This window comes from Pseudomonas sp. Q12-87 (genome assembly GCF_001269755.1).
Classification (GTDB): domain Bacteria; phylum Pseudomonadota; class Gammaproteobacteria; order Pseudomonadales; family Pseudomonadaceae; genus Aquipseudomonas; species Aquipseudomonas fluorescens_S.
Genome location: NZ_LHVI01000022.1, coordinates 205,956 through 231,992, shown reverse-complemented (window position 1 = coordinate 231,992; position 26,037 = coordinate 205,956). Strand labels below are relative to the sequence as shown.

Sequence of the window (26,037 nt, the reverse complement as noted above, 5' to 3'; positions counted from 1 at the left end):
CCGGTAGAATCGCCGGATTATCGCTCTGGAACCCGAGACATGCCGTACCGCGTCTTATTCGGCAGTCTCCTGCTGTCGTTGTCTTTTAGCGCAGCCGCCGGGAATTCCACTCCGGCGATTTCCTATACCCGCGACATTCAGCCGATCTTCACGGAAAAATGCGTGGCGTGCCATGCCTGCTACGACTCTGCCTGCCAACTGAACCTGGGCAGCGGTGAAGGTGTGGCGCGGGGCGCGAGCAAGCTCTCGGTGTATGACGGCGAGCGGCGCGAGGCGGCCGCTCCGACCCGCTTGTTCTACGACGCCACCGGTCAGCGCGCCTGGCAACAGAAGGGCTTCTATTCGGTGCTCGACGCCCAAGGCAGCCAGGCGGCATTGATGGCGCGGATGTTGGAACTCGGACACCGTGCGCCGCTGCAGCCCAACGCCAAGTTGCCGGAAGACATCATGCTTGGGCTCAACCGTGACAACAGTTGCCCAATGCCAGGGCAATTCGATGAGTACGCTGTGGTGCACCCGAAAGAAGGCATGCCCCTGGCTGTCACGGGCCTAACCGATCAGCAATATCAGACCCTCCAGCGCTGGCTGGCTGCAGGCGCCCCCATCGATCAGCAAGCCCTGGCCCCGAGCGCCGCCGAAGCCTTGCAAGTGGTGCAATGGGAAAACCTGCTTAATGCGCCGGGTGCCCGGCAGAGCCTGGTGGGCCGCTGGTTATTCGAGCATTGGTTCCTGGCCCATATCTATTTCAAGGACGGCGAGCCAGGACATTTTTTCCAGTGGGTGCGTTCGCGCACGCCCACTGGCCAGCCCATCGACCTGATCAATACCCGCCGCCCCAACGACGACCCTGGCACGCGCATCTATTATCGGCTGTGGCCGGTACAAGGAGTGATTGTGCACAAGACCCACATCACTTACGGCTTGAGCGCGGCCAAGATGGCGCGGATCAAGAGCCTGTTCTACAGCGGCAACTGGCAGGTCGATGCATTGCCAGGCTACGGGCCGGAGCGGCGAGCGAACCCGTTCTCCACCTTCGAAGCGATCCCGGCCCAGGCCCGCTACCAGTTCATGCTCGACAATGCCGAGTATTTCGTGCGCACCTTCATCCGAGGGCCGGTGTGCCGGGGCCAGATCGCCACGGACGTGATCCGCGACAACTTCTGGGCGCTGTTCCAGGCCCCGGAACACGATCTGTACATCACCGACCCGAACTACCGAGGCCAGGCCACGCCGCTGCTGGCGATGCCGGGGCAGAACGATGATGTGGGCAGCGTTGTCAGCCTGTGGCTCGATTATCGGGACAAGCGCAACGCATACGAAGCCTTGCGCCGCGACAGCTATGCCGATGCGCCGGCCCCCAGTTGGTCGACGCTATGGGCTGGTAACGACAATGCGCTGCTGAGCATCTTCCGGCATTTCGATAGCGCCTCGGTGACCAAAGGCCTGATCGGAGAGGTGCCGCAAACGATGTGGTTGTTCGATTTTCCACTGTTGGAGCGTACTTATTATCAATTGGCGGTGAACTTCGATGTGTTCGGCAACGTGTCCCACCAAGCGCAGACCCGGTTGTATTTCGATTTGATCCGCAACGGTGCCGAGCAGAACTTCCTGCGCCTGATGCCCGCCGACTCCCGGGAAGGCTACCTCGACGACTGGTACCAGGCCGGCGGCAAAGTGAAAATGTGGCTCGACTACGAGGCCATCGACGATGACAAGCCGACCGCGCTCAAGCTTGACGAACACGACCCCAAGCGTGATTTCGCCCAGCAATTGCTGGCCCGTTATGGCGACTTGAATGCGCGCCCGGATCCGATCAACCGCTGCGACGGTGCTTATTGTTCGCGGCCCAACATCGATCCGATGCTGCAAAACGCCGAGCAGGCCCTCAGTCGCCTGGTGTCGCGTCCGGCGGCGGGGCTCAAGGTGATCGACCAACTGCCGGAAGCGACCCTGCTGCGCGTCGAGACTGCCGGCGGCCACCGTGAAATCTATAGCCTGCTGCGCAACCGTGCCCACAGCAACGTGGCGTTCCTGCTGGGCGAGGAAATGCGCTACCAGCCGGGGCTGGACACTCTGACGGTCTACCCGGGCGTGCTCAGCAGCTACCCCAATTTCATTTTCAATATTGCGGCGGGGCAAGTGCCGGCGTTCGTCGATGCCATGGAGAGCGCTCAGGATGCGCCGGCGTTCGAGCGGATTGTCGAGCGTTGGGGGATTCGTCGCAGCCATCCGCAGTTCTGGCAGTACTTTCATGATCTGAGCCAGTACATCCGGGAGACAGAGCCGCTGGAAGCCGGTGTGCTGGATATGAATCGTTATCAGAACCTCTGATCGGAAAGTCCGGCGGCGACCCTGCGCCGCCGTCGGCTGCTTTCCCGACAAAAATACTAGGACTTTGTCCGGCGCGATGATTGGCGTAAACTGCCGGCAAGCCTGCGAGGAGTTCCCATGACCGCCATTACGATTACCGATGCCGCCCACGATTACCTGGCCGACCTGCTGTCCAAGCAGAACACCCCGGGTATCGGGATCCGCATCTTCATCACCCAGCCCGGCACCCAATACGCCGAGACGTGCATTGCCTACTGCAAGCCGGGGGAAGAGAAACCCGAAGACACCGCGCTGGGGCTCAAGAGCTTCACCGCGTATATCGACTCGTTCAGCGAAGCGTTCCTGGACGATGCCGTCGTCGACTACGCCACCGACCGCATGGGCGGCCAGCTGACCATCAAGGCCCCGAACGCCAAGGTGCCGATGGTCAACGCCGACAGCCCGGTCAACGAGCGCATCAATTATTACCTGCAAACCGAAATCAACCCGGGGCTGGCCAGCCACGGCGGCCAGGTTTCGCTGATCGACGTGGTGGAAGACGGCATCGCCGTGCTCCAGTTCGGCGGCGGCTGCCAGGGCTGCGGCCAGGCCGACGTGACTCTCAAGGAAGGCATCGAGCGCACCTTGCTCGAACGCATCCCGGAGCTCAAGGGCGTGCGCGACGTGACCGACCATACGCAGAAAGAAAACGCCTACTACTGATAGGTGTTCGCTGTGGCGAGGGAGCTTGCTCCCGCTCGATTGCGAAGCAATCGCAAGGCAACCGATGTGCTTTTCGTGATGAGCGCGTGGGTTGCTGGGGGTCCGCTTTGCGGACCAGCGGGAGCAAGCTCCCTCGCCACAATTACTTGAGCATCCGTCAGATCGAGTCAGGGTCTGTAGAGATGCGCATGCCCGGCTCGGTACAGCGATGATTCGCTGAATACATCATTACCCAGTACACGCCCCACCAGGATCAACGCCGTTCGGCGAAACCCCTTGACCTGTACCTTCGCGGCAATATCAGCCAGCGTTCCCATCACCCAATCCTGATCGGGCCATGTCGCCCGGTGAATCACTGCAATCGGACAATCCACGCCGTAGTGGGGCAGCAATTCATCGACGATTTTTTCAAGATGATTGACCCCCAGGTGAATCGCCATGGTCGCCCCATGTTGCGCCAAACTGTTCAGTTCTTCTCCGACGGGCATCGCAGTCTTGTCGGCGTAGCGGGTGAGGATCAGGCTTTGGGAAATGTCCGGCAGGGTCAATTCCGCACCGAGCAGGGCGGCGCAGGCTGAGGTTGCGGTCACGCCCGGGATGATCTCGAAAGGGATATCCAGCTCCCGCAGGCAACGAATCTGCTCGCCGATGGCGCCGTACAGGCTCGGGTCGCCGGAATGCACCCGGGCCACGTCCAGGCCTTTGCGATGCGCGTTATTGATCAATTCGATAATTTGTTCCAGGTGCAGCTCGGCGCTGTTGATCACCTGTTCAGCGCAATGGCCCTCAAGCACGGCAGCCGGCACCAGGGAGCCGGCGTAGATAATCACCGAGCAGCTGCGAATCAGCCGCTGGCCTTTGACGGTAATCAGTTCCGGGTCGCCGGGGCCGGCGCCGATGAAGTAAACGGTCATGACCGGTTCCTGTAGCGGGTGATTGAGCATCGTTCAAATGAACAGCGCTCATGATCCTGAGGGACGAATTATCGGGAATTACCAGACTTGCGCCAATGCCAGCGTCACCTTAAGGGCTTTCTGTCGAGTAACCAGCAACGTTGCGGGCATCGCGCCCATCTGATCGGCCAGGGCCAGGGAGGCGCTTTCGGCGATGCCATGGCAGCCGGTGCGCTGGAAGGCGATCTCGGAGCGGTGACTGAGGCGCTCTTGATAGGCACTCAACTGCTCGACACTGAAACAAATCAGCGGCAGTGCCAGTTGGCTGGCCAATTCCAGCAGGGCCGGTTCGTCACGCTTGAGGTCGATACTGGCCAGGGCCTGCACCTGCGCCAGCGCAATGCCATGGGCCAGCAGCGTTTGGTCGAGCAATGCCCGCAGCGCACTGACCGGACTGCCGCGCTGGCAGCCCAGGCCGGCCACCAGCATTGGGCCGATGCTCATGCGTCGTGATGGGTTTGGCCGTGACGGCGGAACAGCCAGGCGCTGATAACGCCCAAGGCCAGCCAGAACGCGGCGTTGGTCACTTGCGAGGCGATCTTGAACTGACTTTCAAGGGCTTCGGGGGCGAGCGTCGAGTGGACTTCCGGCTGTGGTGCGCCGATGACATGGGGCACCAGCAATGTCGCCAGGCCCAGCAGCTTGAGCAGCCAGTGCCTGCCGAAGGCGATCAGGGCGATGCCCACTGCCGTAGACGCCGCGGTACCGATCCACCACATTTGCCGTTGGGCCAGGTCCGCCGCGGCGGTGCCGGGCAGTTCCGGTGGAAGACCAAGGGTTGGCGCCAGCACGAACGTGGCATAACCGGCCAGTCCCCAGAGCAAGCCTTGGGAGGTGCGAGTCGGCGCACGCAAGGTGTACAGGCCCGCCAGCATCAGCGCGAAACCCACCGCGACCACCAGGTTGCCGCCCGTGGTGGACAGCACGCGCTGCCAGCCGTCCTGCGGCTCCCAGGCCTCGGCATCATGGGTGTGGGCAGCGCCGTCGGCGTGTTCATGGACTTCGGCCGTCGGGGCCTTCTCAAAGGTCTCGGCCTGGAGAATCAGCGGCGATACCCAGAAACTTTGCAGCAGGGTCAGCAGCAGGGCGGCCAGCAATCCGCTGAAGCCTGCGGTCCGGGCGATACGCTTGATCATGTCGTCAGGCCTCAATGGCACGGAAAGGCGGCGCTGTGACGGGTGTCGTGGGCGGCGTTGTGCACGGCTTCGATATGGGAGAAACCAGCGAAATAGACCAGCCCGGCGCCCAGGATCGAAGCAAGGATCGCCGCACTCAGGCGTTGGCTCAGGGTAGTGGTGCTGCTGGTGGAGCGGGCGGTGCTGCTGATGATGGTCGACATGGCGCTTCCCTCTGTTCTCGTTCAGCGGGTGATTGGAGCGCAATGAAAACCCGGGCGATGAACACCCAGGGTTCGAACAGCGCCCGCCCACCGCGGGTTTGTTGATGCATGAGTCATGGGCCGGTCTCCGGGCTCGCGAGGGGCGGGGCTTGCGCCTGGCCTGCAAGCGTCTCCTTCCCATGTCCTGGGACACAGTGGTTCAGACGCTTCGCTCGCTTACCGTTGCGGGGGCAGCACCGGACTGACGTGGCCTTGGAGTAAAGCACACGATTCACCGGTTTCCCGTTTCACCCTGTGAAGGGCACCCGTAACAAGTGGTTTGTGTAGCGGGTTCTGTTAGCCCAACTTCGGCGCCAGAAATCCATATCCTGCGTTGCTGTTCCTCGCCATAGCGGGCTATGACTCGTCACAGCGCCTTGGCTATGGACTTCCGGCATCCGAATTTGAGCTAACAGAACCCGCTACGCAAACCATGCACAGGAGAGCATGGGCGAGGGCGGGGCGTCAATTGGCATGGGTTCACAGGCTCAAACCGAGTTGTGCCCTTCGCGAGCAAGCCCGCTCCCACATGGGATCGTTGCCGAATCCAAAATTTGAGGCCAACGTAGATCCAATGTGGGAGCGGGCTTGCTCGCGAAAGCGGCAGCACTGGCACCGAAGAACCCTCTGGAGATTGACCCGCACCCACACCCTGCGTAGCCTTGCGCCTTCGAGGTTCTTCGGCCTGCGCCGAAGCTAAGAAGGGAACGCGGTCCAAGCCGCGGCTGCCCCCGCAACTGTGAACGGTGAGGTTTCTGCAAGGCCACTGTGCTAGTCCTTTTCAAAAGGCGCACGGGAAGGCGCAGCGATTGCCAGTCGAACGACTGGCCCACCGTCAGCCAGGAGACCTGCCTCGAGACAGATTCTCACTACAACCGGGCGGGGTGATCCGGTGGCGAAATCTTCCGCGCACGCCTGTGCCAGCGGTTGTCGTCCCGTTTGCCCGCCACCTTGCCAAAGGGCATCCGATGAAAACACTGGCCAAGCTCCCCGTCACCATCGTTACCGGTTTCCTCGGCTCGGGTAAAACCACCTTGCTGCGGCACATGCTCGACAATGCCCAGGGCCGGCGTATCGCCGTCATCGTCAACGAATTCGGCGAGCTGGGCATCGACGGCGAGATCCTCAAGCAGTGCTCCATCGGTTGCACCGAAGAAGAGGCCAACGGTCGTGTCTACGAGCTGGCCAACGGTTGCCTGTGTTGCACGGTGCAGGAAGAGTTCTTCCCGGTGATGCGCGAGCTGGTAGCGCGGCGCGGCGACCTCGACCACATCCTGATCGAAACCTCCGGCCTGGCCCTGCCCAAGCCGCTGGTCCAGGCCTTCCAATGGCCGGAAATCCGTAGCGCCTGCACGGTCGATGCGGTGATCACCGTGGTCGACAGTCCGGCCGTGGCCGCCGGCACCTTCGCTGCGTTCCCCGACCAGGTCGATGCCCAGCGCAAACTCGATCCGAACCTGGACCATGAATCACCGCTGCATGAATTGTTCGCCGATCAGCTGGCGAGCGCCGACCTGGTGATCCTCAACAAAGCCGACCTGATCAGCCCTGAAGACCTGGCGAAAGTACGCCTGGAAGTCGCCGAAGAGCTGCCACCGGCGGTCAAGGTCATCGAAGCCAGCAGCGGTCGCCTGCCGCTGGACGTGCTGATCGGTCTGGGCGCCGGCTCCGAAGAACACATCGACGGTCGCCACAGCCATCACGATCATCACCATGACGGCGACGATGACGACCATGACCATGACCATGACGCTTTCGATTCGATTTCCATCGAACTGCCCCAGGCCGACGAAAGCCAGTTACTGGACGCGCTGACGCAACTGGTGGTCCAGCACGGCGTGTTGCGGGTCAAGGGTTTCGCGGCGATCCCGAACAAGCCGATGCGCCTGTTGATCCAGGGTGTCGGCACGCGCTTTGACAAGCATTTCGACCGTCAGTGGGGCGCCGAGGAAGCACGAGTGACCCGCCTGGTGCTGATCGGCCAGGCGCTGGACGCCGCGTTGCTTGAAGCGCAACTGCGCGCCGCCCTCAGCGCCTAAGCCATGCACCTGCTCAGGACCCAGCCCGGCGGTTTCGTGTCGGATGACAACATAGCCGACCTGGGGCAAACCCCCGCCGAGCTGGTGATCCTGTGCAGCGGCGATTCCAGCCTGGCGCTGCTGGCCGAGGCGGCCAAGCAGTTGCCTGGTGACTATCCGGAATTTCGCCTCGCCAACCCGATGCAAGTGCAAAACCACGCCTCGGTGGACCTGTACTTCGACGACGTGCTGCGTCATGCCAAGGTCATTCTGTTGTCACTGCATGGCGGCATCGGTTATTGGCGCTACGGCATTGAACGCCTGATGGAACTGGCCGGGCGTGGCGTGAAGCTGATCCTGATACCGGGGGACGATCGTCCCGACCCGGAACTCAGCGACCTGAGCAACGTGCCCTTCGAGGACCGCGACCGGCTCTGGCAGTTTCTGCGTCAGGGTGGGTTGGGCAATGCCCTGGACCTGTTTCACAATGTGGGCAGCCAATGGTTTGGCCGCGATTACGCCTGGGCCGAGCCGCAAACGCTGCCGCGCACAGCGATCTACCACCCGGGGAAAACCAACGCCAGCCTTGGCGATTGGCAAGCCGACTGGCAGGCCGAACAACCGGTGGCGGCGGTGCTGTTCTATCGCTCGCACTTGCAAGCGGCGAACACCGCGTTCGTCGATGTGTTCTGCCAGCGGCTGCAAGCGGCGGGGCTCAATCCGCTGCCGATTGCCGTGGCCAGCCTCAAGGAGCCCGGTTGCCTAGCCTTGGTCGAAGATTGGCTGGATGAAGTCGCAGCCGGGGTGATCCTCAACACCACCGGCTTCGCCCAGTCCAGCCCGGAAGCCCCGCACCTGCGGCCGTTTCGCCGCGACATCCCGGTGATCCAGGCGATCTGCGCCCAGGACAACGAACCGGGCTGGCGTGCCAGCGAACAAGGCTTGGGACCGCGGGACCTGGCGATGCACATTGCCTTGCCGGAGCTGGACGGGCGGATCATCAGTCGGCCCATCAGCTTCAAGGACCTGGCCTGGCGCAGCGAGCGCAGCCAGAGCGATGTGGTCTGCTACCGGGCCGTGCCGGAACGCATGGATTTTGTCGCCGAACTGGCGCGGCGCTGGACCACGTTGGCGCGTTTGCCCAACGCCGAAAAGCGTGTGGCGCTGATCCTCGCCAACTACCCGACCCGGGACGGGCGCATCGGCAACGGCGTTGGCCTGGATACCCCGGCGGCGGCGCTGAATATCCTGCGCGCCATGCAGACCGAGGGCTATCTACTGCCGGCTGAATTGCCTGGGAGCGGCACCGCGTTGATCCAGCAATTGCTCGGCGGGGTCAGCAACGACCTGGACAGCCTCGACCTGCGGCCGTGTCACCAGAGCCTGGCCCTGGAAGCCTACCAGGCCATGTTCGACGCGCTGCCCGAGGGCAACCGCCAAGCGGTGCTCGAACGCTGGGGGGGGGCCGAGAAAGATCCCATGTTCCGTGACGGCCGCCTGATGGTCGCCGGCCTGCGCCTGGGCCTGACATTCGTCGGGATCCAGCCGGCCCGGGGTTATCAAGTCGATCCGAGTGCGGTGTACCACGACCCGGACCTGGTCCCGCCCCACGGTTATCTGGCGTTCTATTTCTGGTTGCGCAACACCTATGGCGCCCATGCAGTCATCCACGTCGGCAAGCATGGCAACCTCGAATGGCTGCCGGGCAAGGGCGTCGGGCTGTCGGAAAATTGCTGGCCGGACGCGCTGCTGGGACCGCTGCCGAACATCTATCCGTTCATCGTCAACGACCCGGGCGAGGGCGCCCAGGCCAAGCGCCGCACCCAGGCGGTGATTATCGACCACCTGATGCCGCCGCTGACCCGCGCCGAAACCTACGGGCCGCTGCGTAACCTCGAACTGTTGGCGGACGAATATTACGAGGCGCAATTGCTCGATCCGCGCCGTGCCCGAGAGCTGCAACGGGACATCCTCAACCTGGTGCGCGAGACGCACATCGACCGCGAGTTGCAACTCGACGCCGCCCTCAATAGCGACGCCGACGCGGCGATCTGGCTGCCGCGCCTGGACACCTACCTGTGCGATTTGAAGGAGTCGCAGATCCGCGATGGCCTGCACATTTTCGGCGAATCGCCCAACGGACGGCTGCGCATCGACACCTTGCTGGCGTTGTTGCGCATTCCCCGTGGCGATGGCAAGGGCGCGCAATCGAGCCTGCTGCGAGCGTTGGCCAAGGCGTTCGGGCTGGGTTTCGATCCGCTGGATTGCGCATTGGCCGAACCTTGGGCCGCAGACTGTCCCGAGGCCTTGCGCCGAATCAGCGACGAGCCTTGGCGCACTGCCGGCGATACCCGCGAGCGTCTGGAGTTGTTCGCCGCGCGGTTGATCGAGCAAGCGCTCAGCGATGAGGTGCCGCAACTTGACGCGCCGGGCTGGGAGACGGTGGGCAGCATCATCGACAACCTGCGCACCGTCGTGGCGCCGCGCTTGGACGCCTGTGGTCCGGCTGAGATGCGCGGCTTGCTCGATGCGCTGGGCGGGCGCTTCGTGCCGGCTGGCCCCAGTGGCGCGCCGAGCCGCGGGCGCCTGGATGTGCTGCCCACCGGACGCAATTTTTTCTCGGTGGACGTGCGCAACCTGCCCACCACCACGGCGTGGCGCATCGGTTTTCAATCGGCGAACCTGATCCTCGAGCGGCACTTGCAGGACCACGGCGATCACCTGCGCCAGCTCGGCCTGTCAGTCTGGGGCACCGCCACCATGCGCACCGGCGGCGATGATATTGCCCAGGCGATGGCACTGATGGGCGTGCGTCCGGTATGGGCCACGGGCAGCCAGCGGGTCGACGATTTCGAGATCCTGCCGTTGAGCCTGCTGGACCGGCCGCGGGTCGATGTCACGTTGCGGGTATCCGGGTTCTTCCGGGATGCCTTCGCCAACCTGATCCGGCTGTTCGATGCTGCCGTGCAGGCCGTCGCCGATTTGCAGGAACCGGACGACATGAATCCCTTGGCGGCGAAGGTGCGTGGCGAACGCGAAGCGCTGCTGGCGTCGGGCCTGGAGCCGGAAGCCGCTGCGCGACAGGCCGGCTGGCGGATTTTCGGTGCCAAGCCGGGCGCCTATGGCGCAGGCGTGCAGGGCGCGATCGACGGCCGCCTCTGGCAGAGTCGCGAAGACCTGGCCGAGGTGTACCTGAACTGGGGCGGCTACGCTTACGGCGGCAGCGATGAAGGCACCGCCGCACGAGAGCAGTTTTCCCGGCGCCTGAGCCAGGTGCAAGCGGTGGTGCAGAATCAGGATAATCGCGAGCACGACTTGCTCGATTCCAATGATTACTACCAATTCCAGGGCGGTATGCTGGCGGCGGTAGAGACCCTCAGCGGTGAAGCAGCGGCCAGTTACCATGGCGATCACAGCCAGCCGGACCTGCCGAAAATCCGCAGCCTGAAAGAAGAGCTCAATCGCGTTATCCGTGCCCGAGCGGCCAATCCGAAGTGGATTGAGGGCGTGAAGCGTCATGGCTACAAAGGCGCGTTCGAACTGGCGGCGACGGTGGACAATCTGTTCGCCTTCGACGCGACCACGCAGTTGATCGACGATCATCAGTACGCCTTGCTGGCCGATGCGTACCTGCTCGATGCGGATACTCGCGAGTTCGTCCGCCAGCACAACCCCGACGCCCTGCGGGACATGACCGAACGCATGCTCGAAGCGCAGCAGCGAGGGATGTGGCAGGCGCCGGGTGAGTATCGCGAGGCGTTGGAGAATTTGTTGTTGGACATCGAAGAGGATGGTTGAAATGCGGACAGGAGCCGTGCACTTGTGGCGAGGGAGCTTGCTCCCGCTCGGCTGCGCAGCAGTCGTCATTCTGAAGGGGCACTGGGACCTCAAGTTCTGGGGGCCGCTTCGCGCCCCAGCGGGAGCAAGCTCCCTCGCCACCGGGGAACCTCGCACATTCATTAGGCATTCGACATGACCCACACCCCCCATTTCCCCCTCTCCGCCGTGGTCGGCGCCGATGACTTGAAGCTCGCCCTGTGCCTGGCCGCGATCGATCCGAAAATCGGCGGTGTGCTGATCGAAGGTCCGCGCGGTATGGCCAAGTCGACGTTGGCTCGAGGCCTGGCGGATCTCTTGGCCAGCGGTCAGTTCGTTACCTTGCCCCTGGGCGCCACCGAAGAACGCCTGGTGGGCACCCTCGACCTGGACGCTGCCTTGGGGGAAGGGCGCGCGCAGTTCTCTCCCGGCGTGCTGGCCAAGGCCGACGGCGGCGTGTTGTACGTCGATGAAGTGAACCTGTTGCCCGATCATCTGGTGGACCTGCTGCTGGACGTGGCCGCCAGCGGCACCAACCTGATCGAGCGTGACGGCATTTCCCACCGGCATCCGGCGCGCTTTGTACTGATCGGCACCATGAACCCGGAAGAGGGCGAGCTGCGCCCGCAGTTGCTTGACCGTTTCGGTTTGAACGTGGCCCTCGACGGCCACACTGCGCCGCTTGAACGCGGGCAGATCATCCGCCGACGGTTGGATTTCGACAGCGATCCGATGGCGTTTTGCGTGGAGTGGGAAACGGCCCAGCAGCAGTTGCGCGAGCGCTGCCAACAGGCCCGCAACCGCTTGGCCGCAATTGCCCTGGACGATTCGACCCTGGCGCACATTACCGAGCGCTGCTTTGCCGCCGGCGTCGATGGCTTGCGTGCCGACTTGGTCTGGCTGCGAGCGGCCCGAGCCCATGCCGCGTGGCGCGGTGCGCAATCCATCGCCGCTGAAGACATCGATGCGGTCGCCGAGTTTGCCTTGCGTCACCGACGCCGCGGGCATACTGCGCCGGCACCGTCCCAGGCACCGCAGGCGGGTGCCAATGAAACCAGTCGGCCCGATGAAGGCCAAGGCCAGTGGGGCGATTTGCCGGCCCGGGCATTGCCGACCGGCGCCCGACGTGAAGTGCCGAGCTGGCCAAAAAAGCCCTAGGCATTCGCCCTCGTTCAGTTGCGGGGGCGAATGCCAGACCCCGCGCCGGACGCCTCGATCAGGGCCGCCAGGGCCGCAGCAAAGCCGCCGCCAGCGGTGCGGTGAATTGGCCGGGCACGTTGCTCAAGGGGCGTCCACGCCTGCATGAGGACCTGCGGTTTCACAATCGCTGTCGCTCCCCCCATGAGCTGTGGCTGGTGATCGTCGACGCCTCGGCCTCGACCCGGCGTCATCAAGCCTTGAGTGAGGGCAAGGGCCTGCTGGCGCAATTGTTCGACGACGCCTACCGGCAACGGGCCCGCTTGGCGCTGTTGACGGCCAGCGGCACGCTCCCGAACTGGCAGGTACAAGGGCTCAAGGCTTCTGCCGGGCTGCGGGATTGGCTGGATGGGCTCGGTGCCGGTGGCGGTACGCCGTTGCTCGCAGCGCTGAGTGAGGCCGGGCGCTGGTTGACGGCCCGGCGCAAGCGCTTCCCGGTGGAGCAGCAGCGGGTATTGGTGATGACTGATGGGCGGGTGAAAGAGGGACGGGCTCTGCCATCCCTGGATTGCCCGTGCCTGTTGATCGACATCGAGCGCGGCCCGATCCGCCTGGGCCGGGCGCGGCAGTTGGCGGGGCAGCTGCAGGCGGAGTATTGGCATATTGATCAAATGTAATAGTTTTGAATGTGCGGCGTCTGGAAGGACCTCTTCGCGAGCAAGCCCGCTCCCACACGTGTTATGAGGCGTCCACTGAATTTGTGTCGCAGCGGATCTCATGTGGGAGCGGGCTTGCTCGCGAAGGCATCACCTCGGTCCCGCATCTGCCCACTTGTTCGGCATCACTGCTCTATGCTCAGGCAGCCCCTCACAGGAGTGAACCATGCGCGTACTCGTCACCAACGCCCAAGACGATTTTCGGGTCAAGGCCTATGCCGGCACCAATGGCGTGCTGCTCGCCATGGACCTGGCCGAGTCCCGGCGCAAGGGCCTGCTGGGTTTCGCCATCGAGAAGCAACAGGGCGACAAACCCTGGCTGTTCCTCTTCAACAGCCTGACCTTTCCCGACAAGGCCCACACCTTTCCCCAGTTCCACGCCACACCCAGCGACAAGGCGCCCTTGCAGAAATTTCGTTGGGCCGATTACGCCGTGAACCCCGGCATAACGATGCACTACCGCGTACACCTGGCCTACGGCAGCCCTGATGCGCCGCAGTTGGGTGAGTCATTGGAGGTCACGGTTACCAGTGATGACGGACAGCCGGCCAGCCAGCGGGTGATCTTCAATCGAGCCGTCGCTGCCAGCCAGGCTTTCCAGCGCAAGTTTCCTGAAGTGGATGCGTTGATAAGCGCCAACAAAAACCTCTCCATCGATGACTGGCCCGACGCCCCGCGTCGCTGGCTGGAAAATGGCTTGCTGGGGCGTTTGATCGGCTTCATCGATCGGGCGCTGGACGCCACCTGGGCTCTGGACGTCGCCATCTATGAATACGAATTGCCGGTGATTATCGACGCAGTCAACGCCGCTCATGCGCGCGGCGCACAGGTCCGCGTGCTCTACCATGCCGAGCCGGGCGACGACACCACGCTGCGCAACGAAGCCAGCCTCGAAAAACTGCCGGCGGCCAACCAGCGTGGGCGGGTCACCCACAACATTTTCCACGACAAATTCATCGTGCTGAGCAAGGTCGATGGCAGTGGCGCGTTACAACCGCAGGCGGTGCTGTGCGGCAGTACCAACTTCACCGCCAACGGTGTTTACCGCCAAGCCAACGTTGTCCACGTGCTGGACGATCCGCAGGTCAGCGATAGCTATCGCCAAGTGTTCGAGCAAATCTGGGCCGCACCACAAGACGTCGATGGCATTCGCCAATGGCTGACCCTGAACAACCCCATGGCACCGACGAAAGCCCTGTTTGCCGGGTTCTCGCCGCGTACCGGGGAGGGCGACCTGGACCGCTTCGTCGAGATCATCAACGCAGCTCGAAAGGACCTGTTGTTCGTCACTGCATTCGTCTTGCCCGACCGGATCCTCGATGCCGTGCTCGGGCAACCCAATGACGACGTGCTGCGCTACGGCCTGCAAAACACCAAGAGCCGCATCACCGGCTTCCATGCCGACCGCACCGCCGAATTCGCGGCCACCGCGCTGCTCAACACCGGCCTGGAAGGTTGGCTCAAGGAAAACATGAAAGGCCAGAAGGGCAACCTGCTGGTGCATACCAAGGCCATCGTCACGGACTTCACCAGCGACACACCGACCATCATCAGCGGCAGTCATAACCTGAGCGCCGCCGCCAGCAGCGGCAACGATGAAAACTACCTCATCATCCAGGGCGACACCGACCTGGCCGACCGCTACGGGCTGGAACTGCTGCGTTTCTATGAGCACTACCGCTTCCGCTACTTCGCGAAAAAACTCGCGCTCAAACAGGTCAAGCCCCTGGCGGTGGATGACAGCTGGAGCGACGACTATTACCGCGAGGGGGATTTGCGGATGTTGTCCAGGGTTAGGTTTTGCGGGCGCTGAGGAGTGGTAAGGGGTGTTTCGGAGTGCTATTTTTAGCACTATTAAAAGTATTCAAGGTTTATTCCATGACACATATCGTGCTTTCTCAAGTTGTAGCAAGCATTTCTGAGCTCAAGAAAAATCCGATGGGCACCGTTGCCGCTGGTGGAGGATTGTCCGTAGCGATCCTCAACCGCAATGAGCCGGCTTTCTATTGCGTCCCTGCCAAAGAATATGAAGCAATGATGGACCGGCTTGAAGATATGGAATTGGTCGCTCTCTGCCGCGAGCGTGAAAATGATCCAACGATCAAGGTTTCCCTTGATGACCTATGAGTTGGAGTTTTCTGATAAAGCATGGAAGGAATGGCAAAAGCTGGGAGCTACTCTGAGAGAGCAGTTCAAAAAGAAGCTTGAAGAGCGACTGGTGAACCCGCATGTCCACGCCGACCGCCTACATGGGTTGGGCAATGCCTATAAAATCAAGCTGCGCAATGCTGGGTATCGATTGGTTTATCGTGTGGTCGATGAGGTGCTGGTCGTCACGGTGATCGCGGTGGGTAAACGGGAGCGCGGGCAGGTCTATGATGAGGCAGCCAAGCGGTAATTCCCATTTTCCGGCTATGTTTGCAAAACTTGCCTGGTGATATCATGAGGCCACCTATCAGCCGGGAAGCTGTCATGAGCCTCTGTCACGGAATGTTCGCTCCACTTCGCATCAGCGTCGCAATTTTGCTTTTGGTCTTGTCGACTTCAGCCATCGCCGCCAATCAACCGTGTTCCGGGCGCAAGGGCGGTATTGCCGGGTGTGACGGCGATACCTTCCTGTGCAATGACGGCTCCATCAGTGCTTCGAAGAAATCCTGTTCTGCCGTGCTGGGGCTGCGCAATGAGGCTCGGCCGCAGTCGTTACTCAAATCTTCCGACGGTTGCCAGTGCGGCAGCGGCGATTACTGCGTCGGCCCCCGGGGTGGGGTTTATTGCCTCACGCCGGGCGGCAGCAAGAGTTACAAGCGTAAATAGCGCACACACTTTCAGAACCACCGCCGAACAAACTGTGGGAGCGGGCTTGCTCGCGAATGCGGTATTTCATTAACAGCATTATCGACTGACCCACCGTATTCGCGAGCAAGCCCGCTCCCACAGGTTTTCAATCCCATTGCTCCTGATTCACCTGCTTCTTTTCCGTGCTGTGGGCGTTCAGCCTGGCGCCGGTTTGGGGCCCTGCTACCCGTGCGCCGTGGCCAACGGTAGCAATCGCGGTACGTCCTCAAGCCGTCTTCAATCGTGCTGATTTCCCCATCCCGCTGATTTCCCTCACTTTCTATTTTCCTCACCCATACGCCCCCAGCCTGTGGCACACTTTCTGCTGTCTATTCCGTTGTTACATACCGTGTTCCGGTATAGCGGAATAAACCCATCCTGGAGTGCTTGCCATGCAACGCCGACCTTCCTTGTTCAAAGCGTGTGTTTTTCTCTTTGCGGCCACGACGGCTGCCGTGGGTGTCGCTCAGGCGGCAGACAGCAAGCTGGACAGCGTGCTGCAACGTGGGAAATTGATTGTGGGCACGGGCAGTACCAACGCGCCGTGGCACTTCCAGGGAGCGGATGGCAAGTTGCAGGGCTTCGATATCGACATCGCACGGATGGTCGCCAAAGGCCTGTTCAATGACCCGGAAAAAGTCGAGTTCGTGGTGCAGTCTTCCGACGCGCGGATTCCCAACCTGCTGACCGACAAGGTCGACATGAGCTGCCAGTTCATCACCGTCACCGCCAGCCGCGCCCAGCAAGTGGCGTTCACCTTGCCGTACTACCGCGAAGGGGTGGGCCTGTTGTTGCCGGCCAACAGCAAGTACAAGGAAATCGAAGACCTCAAGGCCGGCGGCGACGGCGTGACCGTGGCGGTGCTGCAGAACGTGTATGCCGAGGAGTTGGTGCATCAGGCCTTGCCCAAGGCCAAGGTCGACCAATACGACAGCGTTGACTTGATGTACCAGGCGGTGAACTCCGGGCGCGCCGATGCCGCCGCCACTGACCAATCCTCGGTCAAATACCTGATGGTGCAGAACCCCGGCCGCTATCGCAGCCCGGCCTATGCCTGGAGCCCGCAAACCTACGCCTGCGCAGTCAAGCGCGGCGACCAGGACTGGCTGAACTTCGTCAATACCACCTTGCATGAAGCCATGACCGGCGTGGAATTCCCGACGTATGCCGCGTCGTTCAAGCAATGGTTCGGCGTCGAGCTGCCGTCGCCGGCGATCGGTTTCCCTGTTGAATTCAAATGACCCTGTGAGCCCGGGGCGCCACTCCAGGCGCCCCGATGAAGGTAGTGCCGACCATGAATTATCAGTTGAACTTTGCCGCCGTCTGGCGCGATTTCGACACCTTGCTGGCGGGGCTCGGGCTGGGGCTTTCCCTGGCGCTGGTGTCAATCGCCATCGGTTGCGTGATCGGCCTGGCGATGGCGTTCGCGCTGCTGAGCAAGCATCGCGTCCTGCGGGTGCTGGCCTCGGTGTATGTCACGGTGATCCGCAATACACCGATCCTGGTGTTGATTCTATTGATCTACTTCGCCTTGCCGAGCCTGGGCATTCGCCTGGACAAGCTGCCGTCGTTCGTCATTACCCTCTCGCTTTACGCCGGCGCCTATTTGACTGAAGTTTTTCGCGGCGGGTTGATGAGCATCCACAAGGGCCAGCGGGAGGCGGGCTTGGCCATCGGTCTGGGCGAGTGGCAGGTGAAAGCCTACGTCACCGTGCCGGTGATGCTGCGCAATGTGCTGCCGGCGCTGTCGAACAACTTCATTTCGCTGTTCAAGGACACCTCACTGGCGGCGGCGATTGCCGTGCCGGAGCTGACCTATTACGCGCGCAAGATCAACGTGGAGAGCTACCGGGTGATCGAGACCTGGCTGGTGACCACGGCCCTGTATGTCGCGGCCTGTTACCTCATTGCCATGCTGCTGCGGTATTTCGAGCAGCGCCTGGCGATCCGCCGTTAGGAGCTGCCCATGTACGAATCCCCTAGTTGGTTGCATGAGTTGTGGGTCGCCCGGGACACCTTGTGGGCCGGTTTTCTCACCAGCGTGCAATGTTCGGTGCTGGCCATTTTGCTCGGCACCTTGATCGGCCTGGTGGCCGGCTTGGTACTGACTTACGGCCGCGTCTGGATGCGCGCACCGTTTCGTTTCTACGTCGACCTGATTCGCGGCACGCCGGTGTTCGTGCTGGTGCTCGCCTGCTTCTACATGGCCCCGGCCCTGGGCTGGAAGATCGGTGCATTCCAGGCCGGCGTGCTGGGCCTGACGCTGTTTTGCGGCTCCCACGTGGCCGAGATCGTGCGCGGTGCCTTGCAGGCGTTGCCGCGAGGGCAGATGGAAGCCAGCCAGGCGATCGGCCTGACGTTCTTCCAGGCGCTGGGTTATGTGTTGTTGCCCCAGGCACTGCGACAGATCTTGCCGACCTGGGTCAATTCTTCCACCGAGATCGTCAAGGCCTCGACCCTACTGTCGGTGATCGGCGTCGCCGAACTGCTGCTCAGCACCCAACAGATCATCGCCAGGACCTTCATGACCCTGGAGTTTTACCTGTTCGCCGGTTTTCTCTTTTTCATCATCAATTACGCCATCGAATTGCTCGGGCGGCACATTGAAAAGCGGGTGGCGATGCCATGACTGACGTTTCGAAGCTCTCCAATACAAAGCTCTCCAATACCCAACCGCTGCTGGACATTCGCGGCCTGCGCAAACAATACGGCCCGCTGGAAGTACTCAAGGGTGTGGACTTGAGCATGCAGCGCGGCAACGTGGTCACGCTGATCGGCTCCAGCGGTTCGGGCAAGACCACGCTGCTGCGTTGCGTGAACATGCTGGAAGAGTTCCAGGGCGGCCAGATCGTGCTCGACGGTGAATCCATCGGCTACGACGACATTGGCGGCAAACGCGTGCGTCACCCCGAGAAAGTCATTGCCCGGCACCGGGCCATGACCGGCATGGCGTTCCAGCAGTTCAATCTGTTCCCTCACTTGACTGCGTTGCAGAACGTCACCCTGGGCCTGCTCAAGGTGAAAAAACTGCCCAAGGACGAAGCGGTGGCCCTGGCCGAGAAGTGGCTGGAGCGGGTCGGCCTGCTGGAGCGGCGCGATCACTTTCCCGGCCAGTTGTCCGGCGGCCAGCAGCAACGTGTGGCGATTGCCCGCGCAATTGCCATGAATCCCAGCCTGATGCTGTTCGACGAAGTCACCTCGGCCCTGGACCCGGAACTGGTGGGCGAAGTGCTGAACGTGATCAAGGGCCTGGCCGAGGATGGCATGACCATGCTGTTGGTGACCCATGAAATGCGCTTTGCCTTCGAGGTCTCCGACAAGATCGTATTCATGAACCAAGGGCGCATCGAAGAGCAGGGGCCACCGAAGGAACTGTTCGAGCGGCCGCAGTCGCCGCGCCTGGCGGAATTTCTCAAGAACACCCGCTTTTAATTCAATTTCAGACAAGCAAGGAGAAACACCCATGAGCATTACGCGCTACGGCACCGGCAGCACCGCAGGCGGCGGTCAGCCACGGCCCTTCGCCCGCGCCGTGGAGGCCGATGGCTGGTTGCATGTGTCCGGCCAGGTACCGGCACTGAACGGCGAAATTATTGTCGGCGGGATCGTCGAACAGACGCACCAGACCATGAAGAACCTCATCGCGATTCTCGAGGAGGCCGGTTACGACCTCAAGGATGTGGTGCGTTGCGGCGTGTGGTTGGATGACCCGCGGGATTTCTGGAGTTTCAACAAGGTCTTCGGCGAATACTTCAGCCCCGAACACGCCCCGGCCCGGGCCTGCGTGCAGGCCAGCATGATGGTTGATTGCAAGGTCGAGATCGATTGCGTGGCCTACAAGAAAAAGGCCTGAACCAGATCATCTGGCGAATTCGCTTCCGTGGCGAGGGAGCTTGCTCCCGCTGGCCTGCGTAGCAGGCCTATCTCTTGCGACTGCTGCGCAGCCGAGCGGGAGCAAGCTCCCTCGCCACGGTAAAGATACATGCGACTATAAGCGAAATTTCAGGAATCCAAGACATGACCGAAGACACCATCAAACGCCGGGCCCGAGGACTGGATCGGGCGTTCGATATCCTCGATTTTCTCAAGGAAATCGGCCAGCCGCTGCGCCCGAACGATATCGCCAGCGGCATCGGCAGCCCCAAGTCCACGGTCTACGAACTGGTCGCGTCGCTGCTTGAGCGGCGCATCCTGGAACCGGTCGGCAAGGACGGCCACGTCTACCTTGGGCGACAATTGTATTTCCTCGGCCAGGCACACTTGCGGCATTTCGACCTGAGCCGCGAGGCCGATCACGCCCTGCAGGAAATCGTCAGCCAGACCCGGGAAACCGCGCAGATGTGCCTGCTCAACGGGCGCAAATATACCGTGGCGCTGATGAAGGAAGGCGAGCGGCATTTCCGCATCTCATCGGACATTGGCGAGAACGCGCCGATCCCGTGGACGGCGTCCGGTCGCCTGTTGCTGGCGCATTTGAGCGACCAGCAGATCGTCGACTTGATTGACCCCGACGACTTCATCCTGCCGGACGGCGAGCGCCTGCCCCTGGAACAATTCCTCAAGGAAATCCGCCAGGCCGGCCTCGACGGTTTTTTCTCTTTCGACAGTGTCGCCGACACCTTCACCCACTGCTTCGCCGCACCGGTCAAAGACCCCAACGGCGTGGCCATCGCGACCTTATGCATTGTCGCCCCCCGGGCCGACGCCAAGAACAATTACGCCGACTACCGCCGGGTGCTGATCGAAAGCGCCAACAACCTGGCCCGTCGCATCAATGAATAGACAGCAACGGCTGCCAGCGGCCGTCTGCAAGGAGTTCGAACATGTCTTCTGCCATTCTTAATGCCGCCGTCGAGAAGGGCGCCGCCATCACCGGCGCCCACCTGCTGAAGGACGTCAGCTTGCCGGCTCTGGTGCTGCACCGCGAGGCGCTGGAGCACAACATTCGCTGGATGCAGGCCTTCGTCACAGGCAGCGGCGCCGAACTGGCGCCCCACGGCAAGACCAGCATGACCCCCGCATTGTTTCGCCGCCAACTCGATGCCGGCGCCTGGGGCCTGACCCTTGCCACTGCCGTGCAGACCCGCGCCGCGTACGCCCACGGGGTACGCCGGGTGTTGATGGCGAACCAACTGGTGGGAGCGCCGAACATGGCGCTGATCGCCGATTTGCTGGTGGATCCGGCGTTCGAATTTCACTGCATGGTCGACCATCCGGACAACGTCGCTGACCTGGGCGCTTTTTTTGCCGCTCGTGGCGTGAAGCTGAACGTGATGATCGAATACGGTGTGCTCGGCGGGCGTTGCGGTTGCCGGACTGAAGCCGAAGTGCTGGCCCTGGCCGAGGCGATCCGCAGCCAGCCGGCGCTGGCGCTGACCGGTATCGAAGGTTACGAAGGGGTGATTCACGGTGATCATGCCGTCAGCGGTATCCGCGCCTTCGCCGCGTCCTTGGTGCGGCTGGCGGTGCAGTTGCAGGACAGCGGCGCGTTCGCCATCGATAAACCGATCATTACCGCCTCGGGCTCGGCCTGGTACGACCTGATCGCCGAGTCCTTCGAAGTCCAGAATGCCCACGGACGTTTCCTCAGCGTGCTGCGCCCGGGCAGCTATGTCGCCCACGACCATGGCATCTACAAAGAAGCCCAGTGCTGCGTGCTGGAGCGCCGTAGCGACCTGCACGAAGGCCTGCGCCCGGCCCTGGAAGTCTGGGCCCACGTGCAATCGCTGCCGGAGCCTGGCTTCGCGGTGATCGCCCTGGGCAAGCGCGACGTGGCCTACGACGCTGGGTTGCCGGTGCCGCTCAAGCGTTACAAGCCTGGCTCGGATTCGGTGGCCGGTGACGACGTGAGCAAGTGCCAGGTGACGGCGGTGATGGACCAGCATGCGTTCATGACCGTGGCGCCGGGGGTTGAGTTGCGCGTGGGCGATATCATTTCGTTCGGTACTTCGCATCCGTGCCTGACGTTCGACAAATGGCGGGTGGGGTGCCTGGTGGATGAGGGGTTGCGGGTGGTGGAGAGCATGGAGACTTGCTTCTAGGGCTTGAGACCGAGTCGCGGCTTTCGCGAGCAAGCCCGCTCCCACATGTGGACGGGCGTGAACGCAGAGTTTGTGTTCGCCAAAAATCCCCTGTGGGAGCGGGCTTGCTCGCGAAGGCGGCCTGTAAGACACCACCGGAACATCAGGATCATCCATGAGTACACCCAACCCAAAACCCCGCATCGCCCTGATCGGCGAATGCATGATCGAACTGCAACAACGCGCCGACGGCAGCCTGCAACAGAGCTTCGGCGGCGATACCCTGAACACCGCCGTGTACCTGTCCCGCGCCTTGGGTGACAAGGGCTCGGTGGATTACGTCACGGCCCTGGGCGACGACAGTTTCAGTGACGCCATGTGCCAGGCGTGGGCCGCGGAGAATATCGGCCTGGAACGGGTCCAGCGTTTGCCTGGGCGCTTGCCGGGGTTGTACTGCATCCAGACCGATGCGGCGGGCGAGCGGCGGTTCCTGTACTGGCGCAACGAGGCGGCGGTGCGCGAATGCTTTACCACGGCGGCTGCCGGACCGATCCTCGCGGCGCTGCCGGATTACGACATGCTGTATTTCAGTGGCATCACCCTGGCGGTGCTTGGCGAACAGGGGCGTGCCAGGCTCATCGAAACCCTGATCGAAGCGCGTCGGCGCGGGGCGCAGGTGGTGTTTGACAACAACTACCGGCCCAGGCTTTGGACCAGCGTCGAAGCTGCCCGCGCGGCCTATCGCAGTGTCCTGCCTTATGTGGAACTCGCGCTGCTGACGGTGGAGGATGAGCAGGCGTTGTTCGGGTATGCCGATGTTGACGCGGTATTTACTGCTTATGGGCAGTTAGGCACCCCGGAAGTAGTGCTCAAGCGCGGCGCGCAGGCGTGTCTGATTCGTTGCGATGGCAAGTTCTATGAGGTCCCCGCCCAGCGGGTCGAACGCGTGGTGGACACCACGGCGGCGGGAGACTCTTTCAGCGCTGCGTACCTGGCGAGTCGCTTGCTGGGCGGCAGTCCGCGGGAGGCGGCCGAGGCGGGGCACTGGCTGGCGAGCCGGGTGATCCAGGTGCCGGGGGCGTTGATGCCCAAGGACTGACTACACCGGAAATTGGGTGTGTCCTGTGGCGAGGGAGCTTGCTCCCGCTCGGCTGCGCAGCAGCCGTTTCTGTTTGTTGGGGCCTGCTTCGCAGCCCAGCGGGAGCAAGCTCCCTCGCCACATAATCAATGTTGTTAGCGCACCATCGTTCAATCCCGATAAAACACCTGCACCAGGTGATAGCCAAACTTGCTCTTGATCGGCCCATGCACGACCCGCAGCGGCTTCTTGAAAATCACCGCATCGATCACGCCGACCATCTGCCCCGGTCGCACTTCGCCCAAGTCACCGCCGCGTTTGCCGGAGGGGCAGGTGGAGTATTTCTTGGCCAGCACATCGAAGGCTTCGCCCTTGGCGATGCGTTGCTTGAGCTGTTCGGCTTCTTCGGCGGTTTTCACCAGGATATGGCGGGCTTGGGCTTTCATTGCAGCGGTGACCTGAGCGGTGGAGGGCAGCGGGGCGGCGATTATGCCTCAAGTCAGCTGCCATGGTTGATCATCCGTCGAATCTTGTTCGCCAGCAGATCCAGGGTGAAAGGCTTGGCGACCATGTCCATGCCCTGTTCCAGGAACGCCTCCCGTTCAGCGGCTTTCTGCGCATAACCGGTCATGAACAGGACTTTGAGGCCTGGCCGGTGCTGGCGAGCGATCTCCGCCAGTTGCCGGCCGTTCATGCCCGGCAAGCCGACATCGGTCACCAGCAGGTCGATACGCCGGCCTGATTCGAGCATTGGCAGCGCCGTCTTGGCGTCCTGGGCTTCCAGGGCGGTGTAGCCGAGGGTGTTCAACAGATCCAGCACCAGCATGCGCACCGCGGGCTCGTCTTCCACCAGCAGGACCGTTTCCCCGGCGATCGCCGCCGGTACCTCGAGCTTGCCTGGCGTTGTCGCTGGCTCAGCGGGCGTAACGTGCAACCGTGGCAGATACAACTGCACCCGGGTGCCCTGTCCCGGCACGCTGTCCAGGTGCAAATGACCGCCGGACTGCTGCGCGAACCCGTAGATCATCGACAGCCCCAGGCCGGTGCCCTGGCCGATGGGCTTGGTGGTAAAGAACGGATCGAAGGCCTTGGCCAGCACCGACGGCGTCATGCCGCTGCCGTTGTCGCTGACGGCAATCATCACGTAATCGCCGGCCTTGACCGGCTCCAGGGTGCTGATATCGCTGCCGTCGAGGTAGACGTTCGCGGTCTCGATCACCAATTCGCCGCCGTCTGGCATGGCGTCCCGGGCGTTGATGACCAGGTTGAGCAGGGCGTTTTCCAACTGGCTGGCATCGGTGCTGACCGGCCACAGCTCATTGGCCAATTGCAGGCGCAACACAATGTGTTCCCCGGTGGTGCGCCTGAGCAGGTCTTCGAGTGATTGCACCAGCTCGTTGCCGTCCAGCGGTTTGCGATCCAGGGATTGGCGGCGAGAAAAAGCCAGCAGCCGATGGGTCAGGGCTGCGGCGCGGTTGGCCGAGGACACCGCCGCCTCGGTGAAACGGCCGATCTCGTCGGCGCGGCCATTGGCGATATAGCGCTGGATCAGGTCGAGGCTGCCCAGAATGCCGGTGAGCATGTTGTTGAAGTCGTGGGCGATGCCGCCGGTGAGCTGGCCCACGGCTTCCATCTTCTGGGCGTGGCGCAGGGCTTCTTCGGCGCGTTCGCGTTCGAACATCTCGCTTTGCAGCCGGTGGTTGGCCTCGGCCAGTTGCTGGGTACGGGCGATGACCCGCTCTTCCAGTGTTTCGTTGAGGTTGCGCAACGCTTCCTCGGTTTTCTTGCGCTCGGTCTCATCGATGACAAAGATGTAGAAACCGTTCACCGCCCCGTCCGATCCCCGGCGCGGCAGGTAGTTGGTCAGCGCGTGGCGCGGACGTCCGTCGCGGTGGGCCGACTGTATGGCGAAGCTGCACGGCTTGCCCGCCAGCGCCCCGGCGATCTGCGCGGCGCGGGCCGCGTAGGCTTCTTCGCCCAGCACCTCGCGAATGGTCTTGCCGTAGAGCTCCTGCGGGGTCAGGCCGTACCAGTCCAGGTAGGCACTGTTGTTCAGCCGGAACCGCTGGTCGCGGTCCACGTAGCTGATCAGGATTGGCATGGCATTGATGATCAATTGCAGTTCGGTCTGGCTCTGGCGCAGGGCCTGCTCGGTGCGCTTGCGTTCGGTCAGGTCCAGGGCCGCGCCGAGGAAACGCTTGGGCCGGCCGTGCCGATCCTTGTAGCAACGCCCGCGCACGTAAACCCAGCGCATTTCACTGTCGGGCTGCAACAGCCGGTATTCCTCGGCATATTCGGTGCCGTGGGTAATGCAATGCTTGATGCTGCGAGCAACCATGGCCCGGTCTTCGGGGTGGACGCCTTCGAGGTAGGCGCTGATGGGCAACTGGCGCGACAGATTCGGGTCGACGCCATGCAACAGGGCGAAATGCGTGTCGGCGATGAATCGGTCTTCGCTGATGTCCCAATCCCAGGTGCCCAGTGCATCGGCGGCCGCCAAGGCCAGTTGCAGCCGTTCCTCGCTTTCCTGCTGGGCCTTGAGGCTGGCCTCGGAACGTCGCTCGAATTCCAGGGCCAGGCGTCGTCGCTCGCTGGTCTCGATGGCCGTGATCAGAATCCCGGCGACGGCGCCGCTTTCGTCGCGCACCGGGCTGTAGGTCAGGTCCAGCCAAACGTCGCAGAGGCGACCGGCGAATGGCACGCGCCATCGTTGATCGCGACTGCTATGGGTCTGGCCCTGCAACACGCGGTGATAGATCGCCTCGGTCACGCCCCTGAGTTCGGGCCACGCCGTATGGGTCGGCTGGCCGAACGCCCGCGGGTGCTTGTCGCCGGCCAGTCGGGCGAAGGCGTCGTTGTAGAGGTGGGACAGCTCGGCGCCCCACAGCAAGGCCATCGGCATGGGCGAGTGAAACACGATGTCCACGGCGGTTCGCAGGCTCTGCGGCCAGGTATCGGCAGCGCCCAGCGGTGTGGAGGCCCAGTCCAGGCGGTCAAGCAGACGCTGTGTTTCGCTGCCGTTGGGTGTTGCATTCATTACAAAATCCCTGGAA

The 26,037-nt window shown here is 62.5% G+C and carries 24 protein-coding genes and 2 riboswitches; of the genes, 18 read left to right on the top strand and 6 right to left on the bottom strand.

The window, feature by feature from the left end:
* Positions 1–39: 39 nt before the first annotated feature.
* Positions 40–2,331, top strand: a complete 2,292-nt coding sequence (locus AD663_RS16440) for a fatty acid cis/trans isomerase (protein ID WP_003182851.1) — start codon at positions 40–42, stop codon at positions 2,329–2,331.
* A gap of 117 nt (positions 2,332–2,448) precedes the next feature.
* Entirely contained in the window at positions 2,449–3,033 is a 585-nt protein-coding gene (gene nfuA, locus AD663_RS16435; protein ID WP_003182850.1) for a Fe-S biogenesis protein NfuA, read from the top strand.
* A gap of 167 nt (positions 3,034–3,200) precedes the next feature.
* Here nfuA and cobM read toward each other — a convergent pair whose 3' ends face one another.
* From cobM to AD663_RS16415, 4 genes are all read right to left on the bottom strand, one after another.
* Entirely contained in the window at positions 3,201–3,947 is a 747-nt protein-coding gene (gene cobM / locus AD663_RS16430; protein WP_003182848.1) for a precorrin-4 C(11)-methyltransferase, read from the bottom strand.
* Positions 3,948–4,025: 78 nt separating this feature from the next.
* The gene (locus AD663_RS16425) at positions 4,026–4,430 is read right to left on the bottom strand and encodes a cobalamin biosynthesis protein (RefSeq protein ID WP_003182845.1); all 405 of its coding nucleotides are present in this window, start codon (positions 4,428–4,430) and stop codon (positions 4,026–4,028) included.
* Complete coding sequence (locus AD663_RS16420; protein ID WP_003182843.1) at positions 4,427–5,122, bottom strand: CbtA family protein; 696 nt, start codon at positions 5,120–5,122, stop codon at positions 4,427–4,429. Before AD663_RS16420 ends, AD663_RS16425 begins: the two co-directional genes overlap by 4 nt.
* Positions 5,123–5,133: 11 nt before the next feature.
* The gene (locus AD663_RS16415; protein ID WP_003182840.1) at positions 5,134–5,325 is read right to left on the bottom strand and encodes a CbtB-domain containing protein; all 192 of its coding nucleotides are present in this window, start codon (positions 5,323–5,325) and stop codon (positions 5,134–5,136) included.
* Positions 5,326–5,425: 100 nt separating this feature from the next.
* A riboswitch (cobalamin riboswitch) is annotated at positions 5,426–5,649 on the bottom strand.
* Positions 5,650–6,020: 371 nt separating this feature from the next.
* A riboswitch (cobalamin riboswitch) is annotated at positions 6,021–6,235 on the top strand.
* A 97-nt stretch (positions 6,236–6,332) separates the two neighbouring features.
* Here AD663_RS16415 and cobW point away from each other — a divergent pair.
* The 16 genes from cobW to AD663_RS16335 all read left to right on the top strand — a co-directional run bounded on the left by cobW (position 6,333) and on the right by AD663_RS16335 (position 23,005).
* A complete protein-coding gene (cobW, locus tag AD663_RS16410) occupies positions 6,333–7,403 on the top strand; it encodes a cobalamin biosynthesis protein CobW (RefSeq protein ID WP_003182838.1) in 1,071 nt (356 codons plus the stop codon).
* Between the two features lie 3 nt (positions 7,404–7,406).
* A complete protein-coding gene (gene cobN, locus AD663_RS16405; RefSeq protein WP_003182836.1) occupies positions 7,407–11,180 on the top strand; it encodes a cobaltochelatase subunit CobN in 3,774 nt (1,257 codons plus the stop codon).
* Positions 11,181–11,354: 174 nt separating this feature from the next.
* A complete protein-coding gene (locus tag AD663_RS16400; RefSeq protein WP_003182835.1) occupies positions 11,355–12,356 on the top strand; it encodes an ATP-binding protein in 1,002 nt (333 codons plus the stop codon).
* A 101-nt stretch (positions 12,357–12,457) separates the two neighbouring features.
* The gene (locus tag AD663_RS16395) at positions 12,458–13,012 is read left to right on the top strand and encodes a VWA domain-containing protein (protein WP_033046120.1); all 555 of its coding nucleotides are present in this window, start codon (positions 12,458–12,460) and stop codon (positions 13,010–13,012) included.
* Between the two features lie 205 nt (positions 13,013–13,217).
* Positions 13,218–14,864, top strand: coding sequence for a phospholipase D-like domain-containing protein (locus AD663_RS16390; protein ID WP_003182831.1), 1,647 nt, complete (start codon positions 13,218–13,220; stop codon positions 14,862–14,864).
* Positions 14,865–14,929: 65 nt separating this feature from the next.
* Positions 14,930–15,178 carry a type II toxin-antitoxin system Phd/YefM family antitoxin gene (locus AD663_RS16385; RefSeq protein WP_003182829.1) on the top strand — a complete coding sequence of 83 codons (249 nt, stop codon included), beginning with the start codon at positions 14,930–14,932 and terminating at the stop codon, positions 15,176–15,178.
* A complete protein-coding gene (locus tag AD663_RS16380) occupies positions 15,168–15,449 on the top strand; it encodes a type II toxin-antitoxin system RelE/ParE family toxin (protein WP_003182826.1) in 282 nt (93 codons plus the stop codon). The genes AD663_RS16385 and AD663_RS16380 overlap by 11 nt, the downstream gene beginning before the upstream one ends.
* 74 nt (positions 15,450–15,523) lie before the next feature.
* A complete protein-coding gene (locus tag AD663_RS16375) occupies positions 15,524–15,865 on the top strand; it encodes a hypothetical protein (protein WP_050551579.1) in 342 nt (113 codons plus the stop codon).
* Positions 15,866–16,278: 413 nt separating this feature from the next.
* Positions 16,279–17,127: a transporter substrate-binding domain-containing protein gene (locus AD663_RS16370; protein ID WP_003182822.1), complete on the top strand. Its 849-nt coding sequence runs from the start codon at positions 16,279–16,281 to the stop codon at positions 17,125–17,127.
* A gap of 53 nt (positions 17,128–17,180) precedes the next feature.
* Complete coding sequence (locus AD663_RS16365; protein WP_003182819.1) at positions 17,181–17,843, top strand: amino acid ABC transporter permease; 663 nt, start codon at positions 17,181–17,183, stop codon at positions 17,841–17,843.
* Positions 17,844–17,852: 9 nt separating this feature from the next.
* The gene (locus tag AD663_RS16360; protein WP_003182818.1) at positions 17,853–18,515 is read left to right on the top strand and encodes an amino acid ABC transporter permease; all 663 of its coding nucleotides are present in this window, start codon (positions 17,853–17,855) and stop codon (positions 18,513–18,515) included.
* The gene (locus AD663_RS16355) at positions 18,512–19,318 is read left to right on the top strand and encodes an amino acid ABC transporter ATP-binding protein (RefSeq protein WP_003182816.1); all 807 of its coding nucleotides are present in this window, start codon (positions 18,512–18,514) and stop codon (positions 19,316–19,318) included. Before AD663_RS16360 ends, AD663_RS16355 begins: the two co-directional genes overlap by 4 nt.
* Before the next feature lie 31 nt (positions 19,319–19,349).
* The gene (locus AD663_RS16350) at positions 19,350–19,739 is read left to right on the top strand and encodes a RidA family protein (RefSeq protein WP_003182814.1); all 390 of its coding nucleotides are present in this window, start codon (positions 19,350–19,352) and stop codon (positions 19,737–19,739) included.
* Between the two features lie 164 nt (positions 19,740–19,903).
* Complete coding sequence (locus AD663_RS16345) at positions 19,904–20,668, top strand: IclR family transcriptional regulator (protein WP_003182813.1); 765 nt, start codon at positions 19,904–19,906, stop codon at positions 20,666–20,668.
* A gap of 41 nt (positions 20,669–20,709) precedes the next feature.
* Positions 20,710–21,927: an amino acid deaminase gene (locus tag AD663_RS16340; RefSeq protein ID WP_053214157.1), complete on the top strand. Its 1,218-nt coding sequence runs from the start codon at positions 20,710–20,712 to the stop codon at positions 21,925–21,927.
* A gap of 154 nt (positions 21,928–22,081) precedes the next feature.
* On the top strand, positions 22,082–23,005 hold the full coding sequence (locus tag AD663_RS16335) for a sugar kinase (protein WP_053214156.1): 924 nt from the start codon (positions 22,082–22,084) through the stop codon (positions 23,003–23,005).
* A 149-nt stretch (positions 23,006–23,154) separates the two neighbouring features.
* On the opposite strand, the gene AD663_RS16330 is transcribed toward AD663_RS16335, so the two are convergent.
* The gene (locus AD663_RS16330; RefSeq protein WP_003182808.1) at positions 23,155–23,430 is read right to left on the bottom strand and encodes a peptidylprolyl isomerase; all 276 of its coding nucleotides are present in this window, start codon (positions 23,428–23,430) and stop codon (positions 23,155–23,157) included.
* A gap of 53 nt (positions 23,431–23,483) precedes the next feature.
* Complete coding sequence (locus tag AD663_RS16325; protein ID WP_053214155.1) at positions 23,484–26,021, bottom strand: PAS domain-containing sensor histidine kinase; 2,538 nt, start codon at positions 26,019–26,021, stop codon at positions 23,484–23,486.
* Between the last annotated feature and the right edge of the window lie 16 nt (positions 26,022–26,037).

What these genes read in the sequence shown, in the direction of transcription:
- AD663_RS16325 (WP_053214155.1), bottom strand. Translation starts at nt 26,021, where the DNA reads ATGAATGCAACACCCAACGGCAGCGAAACACAGCGTCTGCTTGACCGC.
- AD663_RS16400 (WP_003182835.1), top strand. Translation starts at nt 11,355, where the DNA reads ATGACCCACACCCCCCATTTCCCCCTCTCCGCCGTGGTCGGCGCCGAT.
- AD663_RS16345 (WP_003182813.1), top strand. Translation starts at nt 19,904, where the DNA reads ATGACCGAAGACACCATCAAACGCCGGGCCCGAGGACTGGATCGGGCG.
- AD663_RS16375 (WP_050551579.1), top strand. Translation starts at nt 15,524, where the DNA reads ATGAGCCTCTGTCACGGAATGTTCGCTCCACTTCGCATCAGCGTCGCA.
- AD663_RS16425 (WP_003182845.1), bottom strand. Translation starts at nt 4,430, where the DNA reads ATGAGCATCGGCCCAATGCTGGTGGCCGGCCTGGGCTGCCAGCGCGGC.
- AD663_RS16370 (WP_003182822.1), top strand. Translation starts at nt 16,279, where the DNA reads ATGCAACGCCGACCTTCCTTGTTCAAAGCGTGTGTTTTTCTCTTTGCG.
- AD663_RS16385 (WP_003182829.1), top strand. Translation starts at nt 14,930, where the DNA reads ATGACACATATCGTGCTTTCTCAAGTTGTAGCAAGCATTTCTGAGCTC.
- AD663_RS16335 (WP_053214156.1), top strand. Translation starts at nt 22,082, where the DNA reads ATGAGTACACCCAACCCAAAACCCCGCATCGCCCTGATCGGCGAATGC.
- AD663_RS16365 (WP_003182819.1), top strand. Translation starts at nt 17,181, where the DNA reads ATGAATTATCAGTTGAACTTTGCCGCCGTCTGGCGCGATTTCGACACC.
- AD663_RS16420 (WP_003182843.1), bottom strand. Translation starts at nt 5,122, where the DNA reads ATGATCAAGCGTATCGCCCGGACCGCAGGCTTCAGCGGATTGCTGGCC.
- cobM (WP_003182848.1), bottom strand. Translation starts at nt 3,947, where the DNA reads ATGACCGTTTACTTCATCGGCGCCGGCCCCGGCGACCCGGAACTGATT.
- cobW (WP_003182838.1), top strand. Translation starts at nt 6,333, where the DNA reads ATGAAAACACTGGCCAAGCTCCCCGTCACCATCGTTACCGGTTTCCTC.
- AD663_RS16390 (WP_003182831.1), top strand. Translation starts at nt 13,218, where the DNA reads ATGCGCGTACTCGTCACCAACGCCCAAGACGATTTTCGGGTCAAGGCC.
- AD663_RS16355 (WP_003182816.1), top strand. Translation starts at nt 18,512, where the DNA reads ATGACTGACGTTTCGAAGCTCTCCAATACAAAGCTCTCCAATACCCAA.
- AD663_RS16440 (WP_003182851.1), top strand. Translation starts at nt 40, where the DNA reads ATGCCGTACCGCGTCTTATTCGGCAGTCTCCTGCTGTCGTTGTCTTTT.
- AD663_RS16360 (WP_003182818.1), top strand. Translation starts at nt 17,853, where the DNA reads ATGTACGAATCCCCTAGTTGGTTGCATGAGTTGTGGGTCGCCCGGGAC.
- cobN (WP_003182836.1), top strand. Translation starts at nt 7,407, where the DNA reads ATGCACCTGCTCAGGACCCAGCCCGGCGGTTTCGTGTCGGATGACAAC.
- AD663_RS16330 (WP_003182808.1), bottom strand. Translation starts at nt 23,430, where the DNA reads ATGAAAGCCCAAGCCCGCCATATCCTGGTGAAAACCGCCGAAGAAGCC.
- AD663_RS16340 (WP_053214157.1), top strand. Translation starts at nt 20,710, where the DNA reads ATGTCTTCTGCCATTCTTAATGCCGCCGTCGAGAAGGGCGCCGCCATC.
- nfuA (WP_003182850.1), top strand. Translation starts at nt 2,449, where the DNA reads ATGACCGCCATTACGATTACCGATGCCGCCCACGATTACCTGGCCGAC.
- AD663_RS16380 (WP_003182826.1), top strand. Translation starts at nt 15,168, where the DNA reads ATGACCTATGAGTTGGAGTTTTCTGATAAAGCATGGAAGGAATGGCAA.
- AD663_RS16415 (WP_003182840.1), bottom strand. Translation starts at nt 5,325, where the DNA reads ATGTCGACCATCATCAGCAGCACCGCCCGCTCCACCAGCAGCACCACT.
- AD663_RS16350 (WP_003182814.1), top strand. Translation starts at nt 19,350, where the DNA reads ATGAGCATTACGCGCTACGGCACCGGCAGCACCGCAGGCGGCGGTCAG.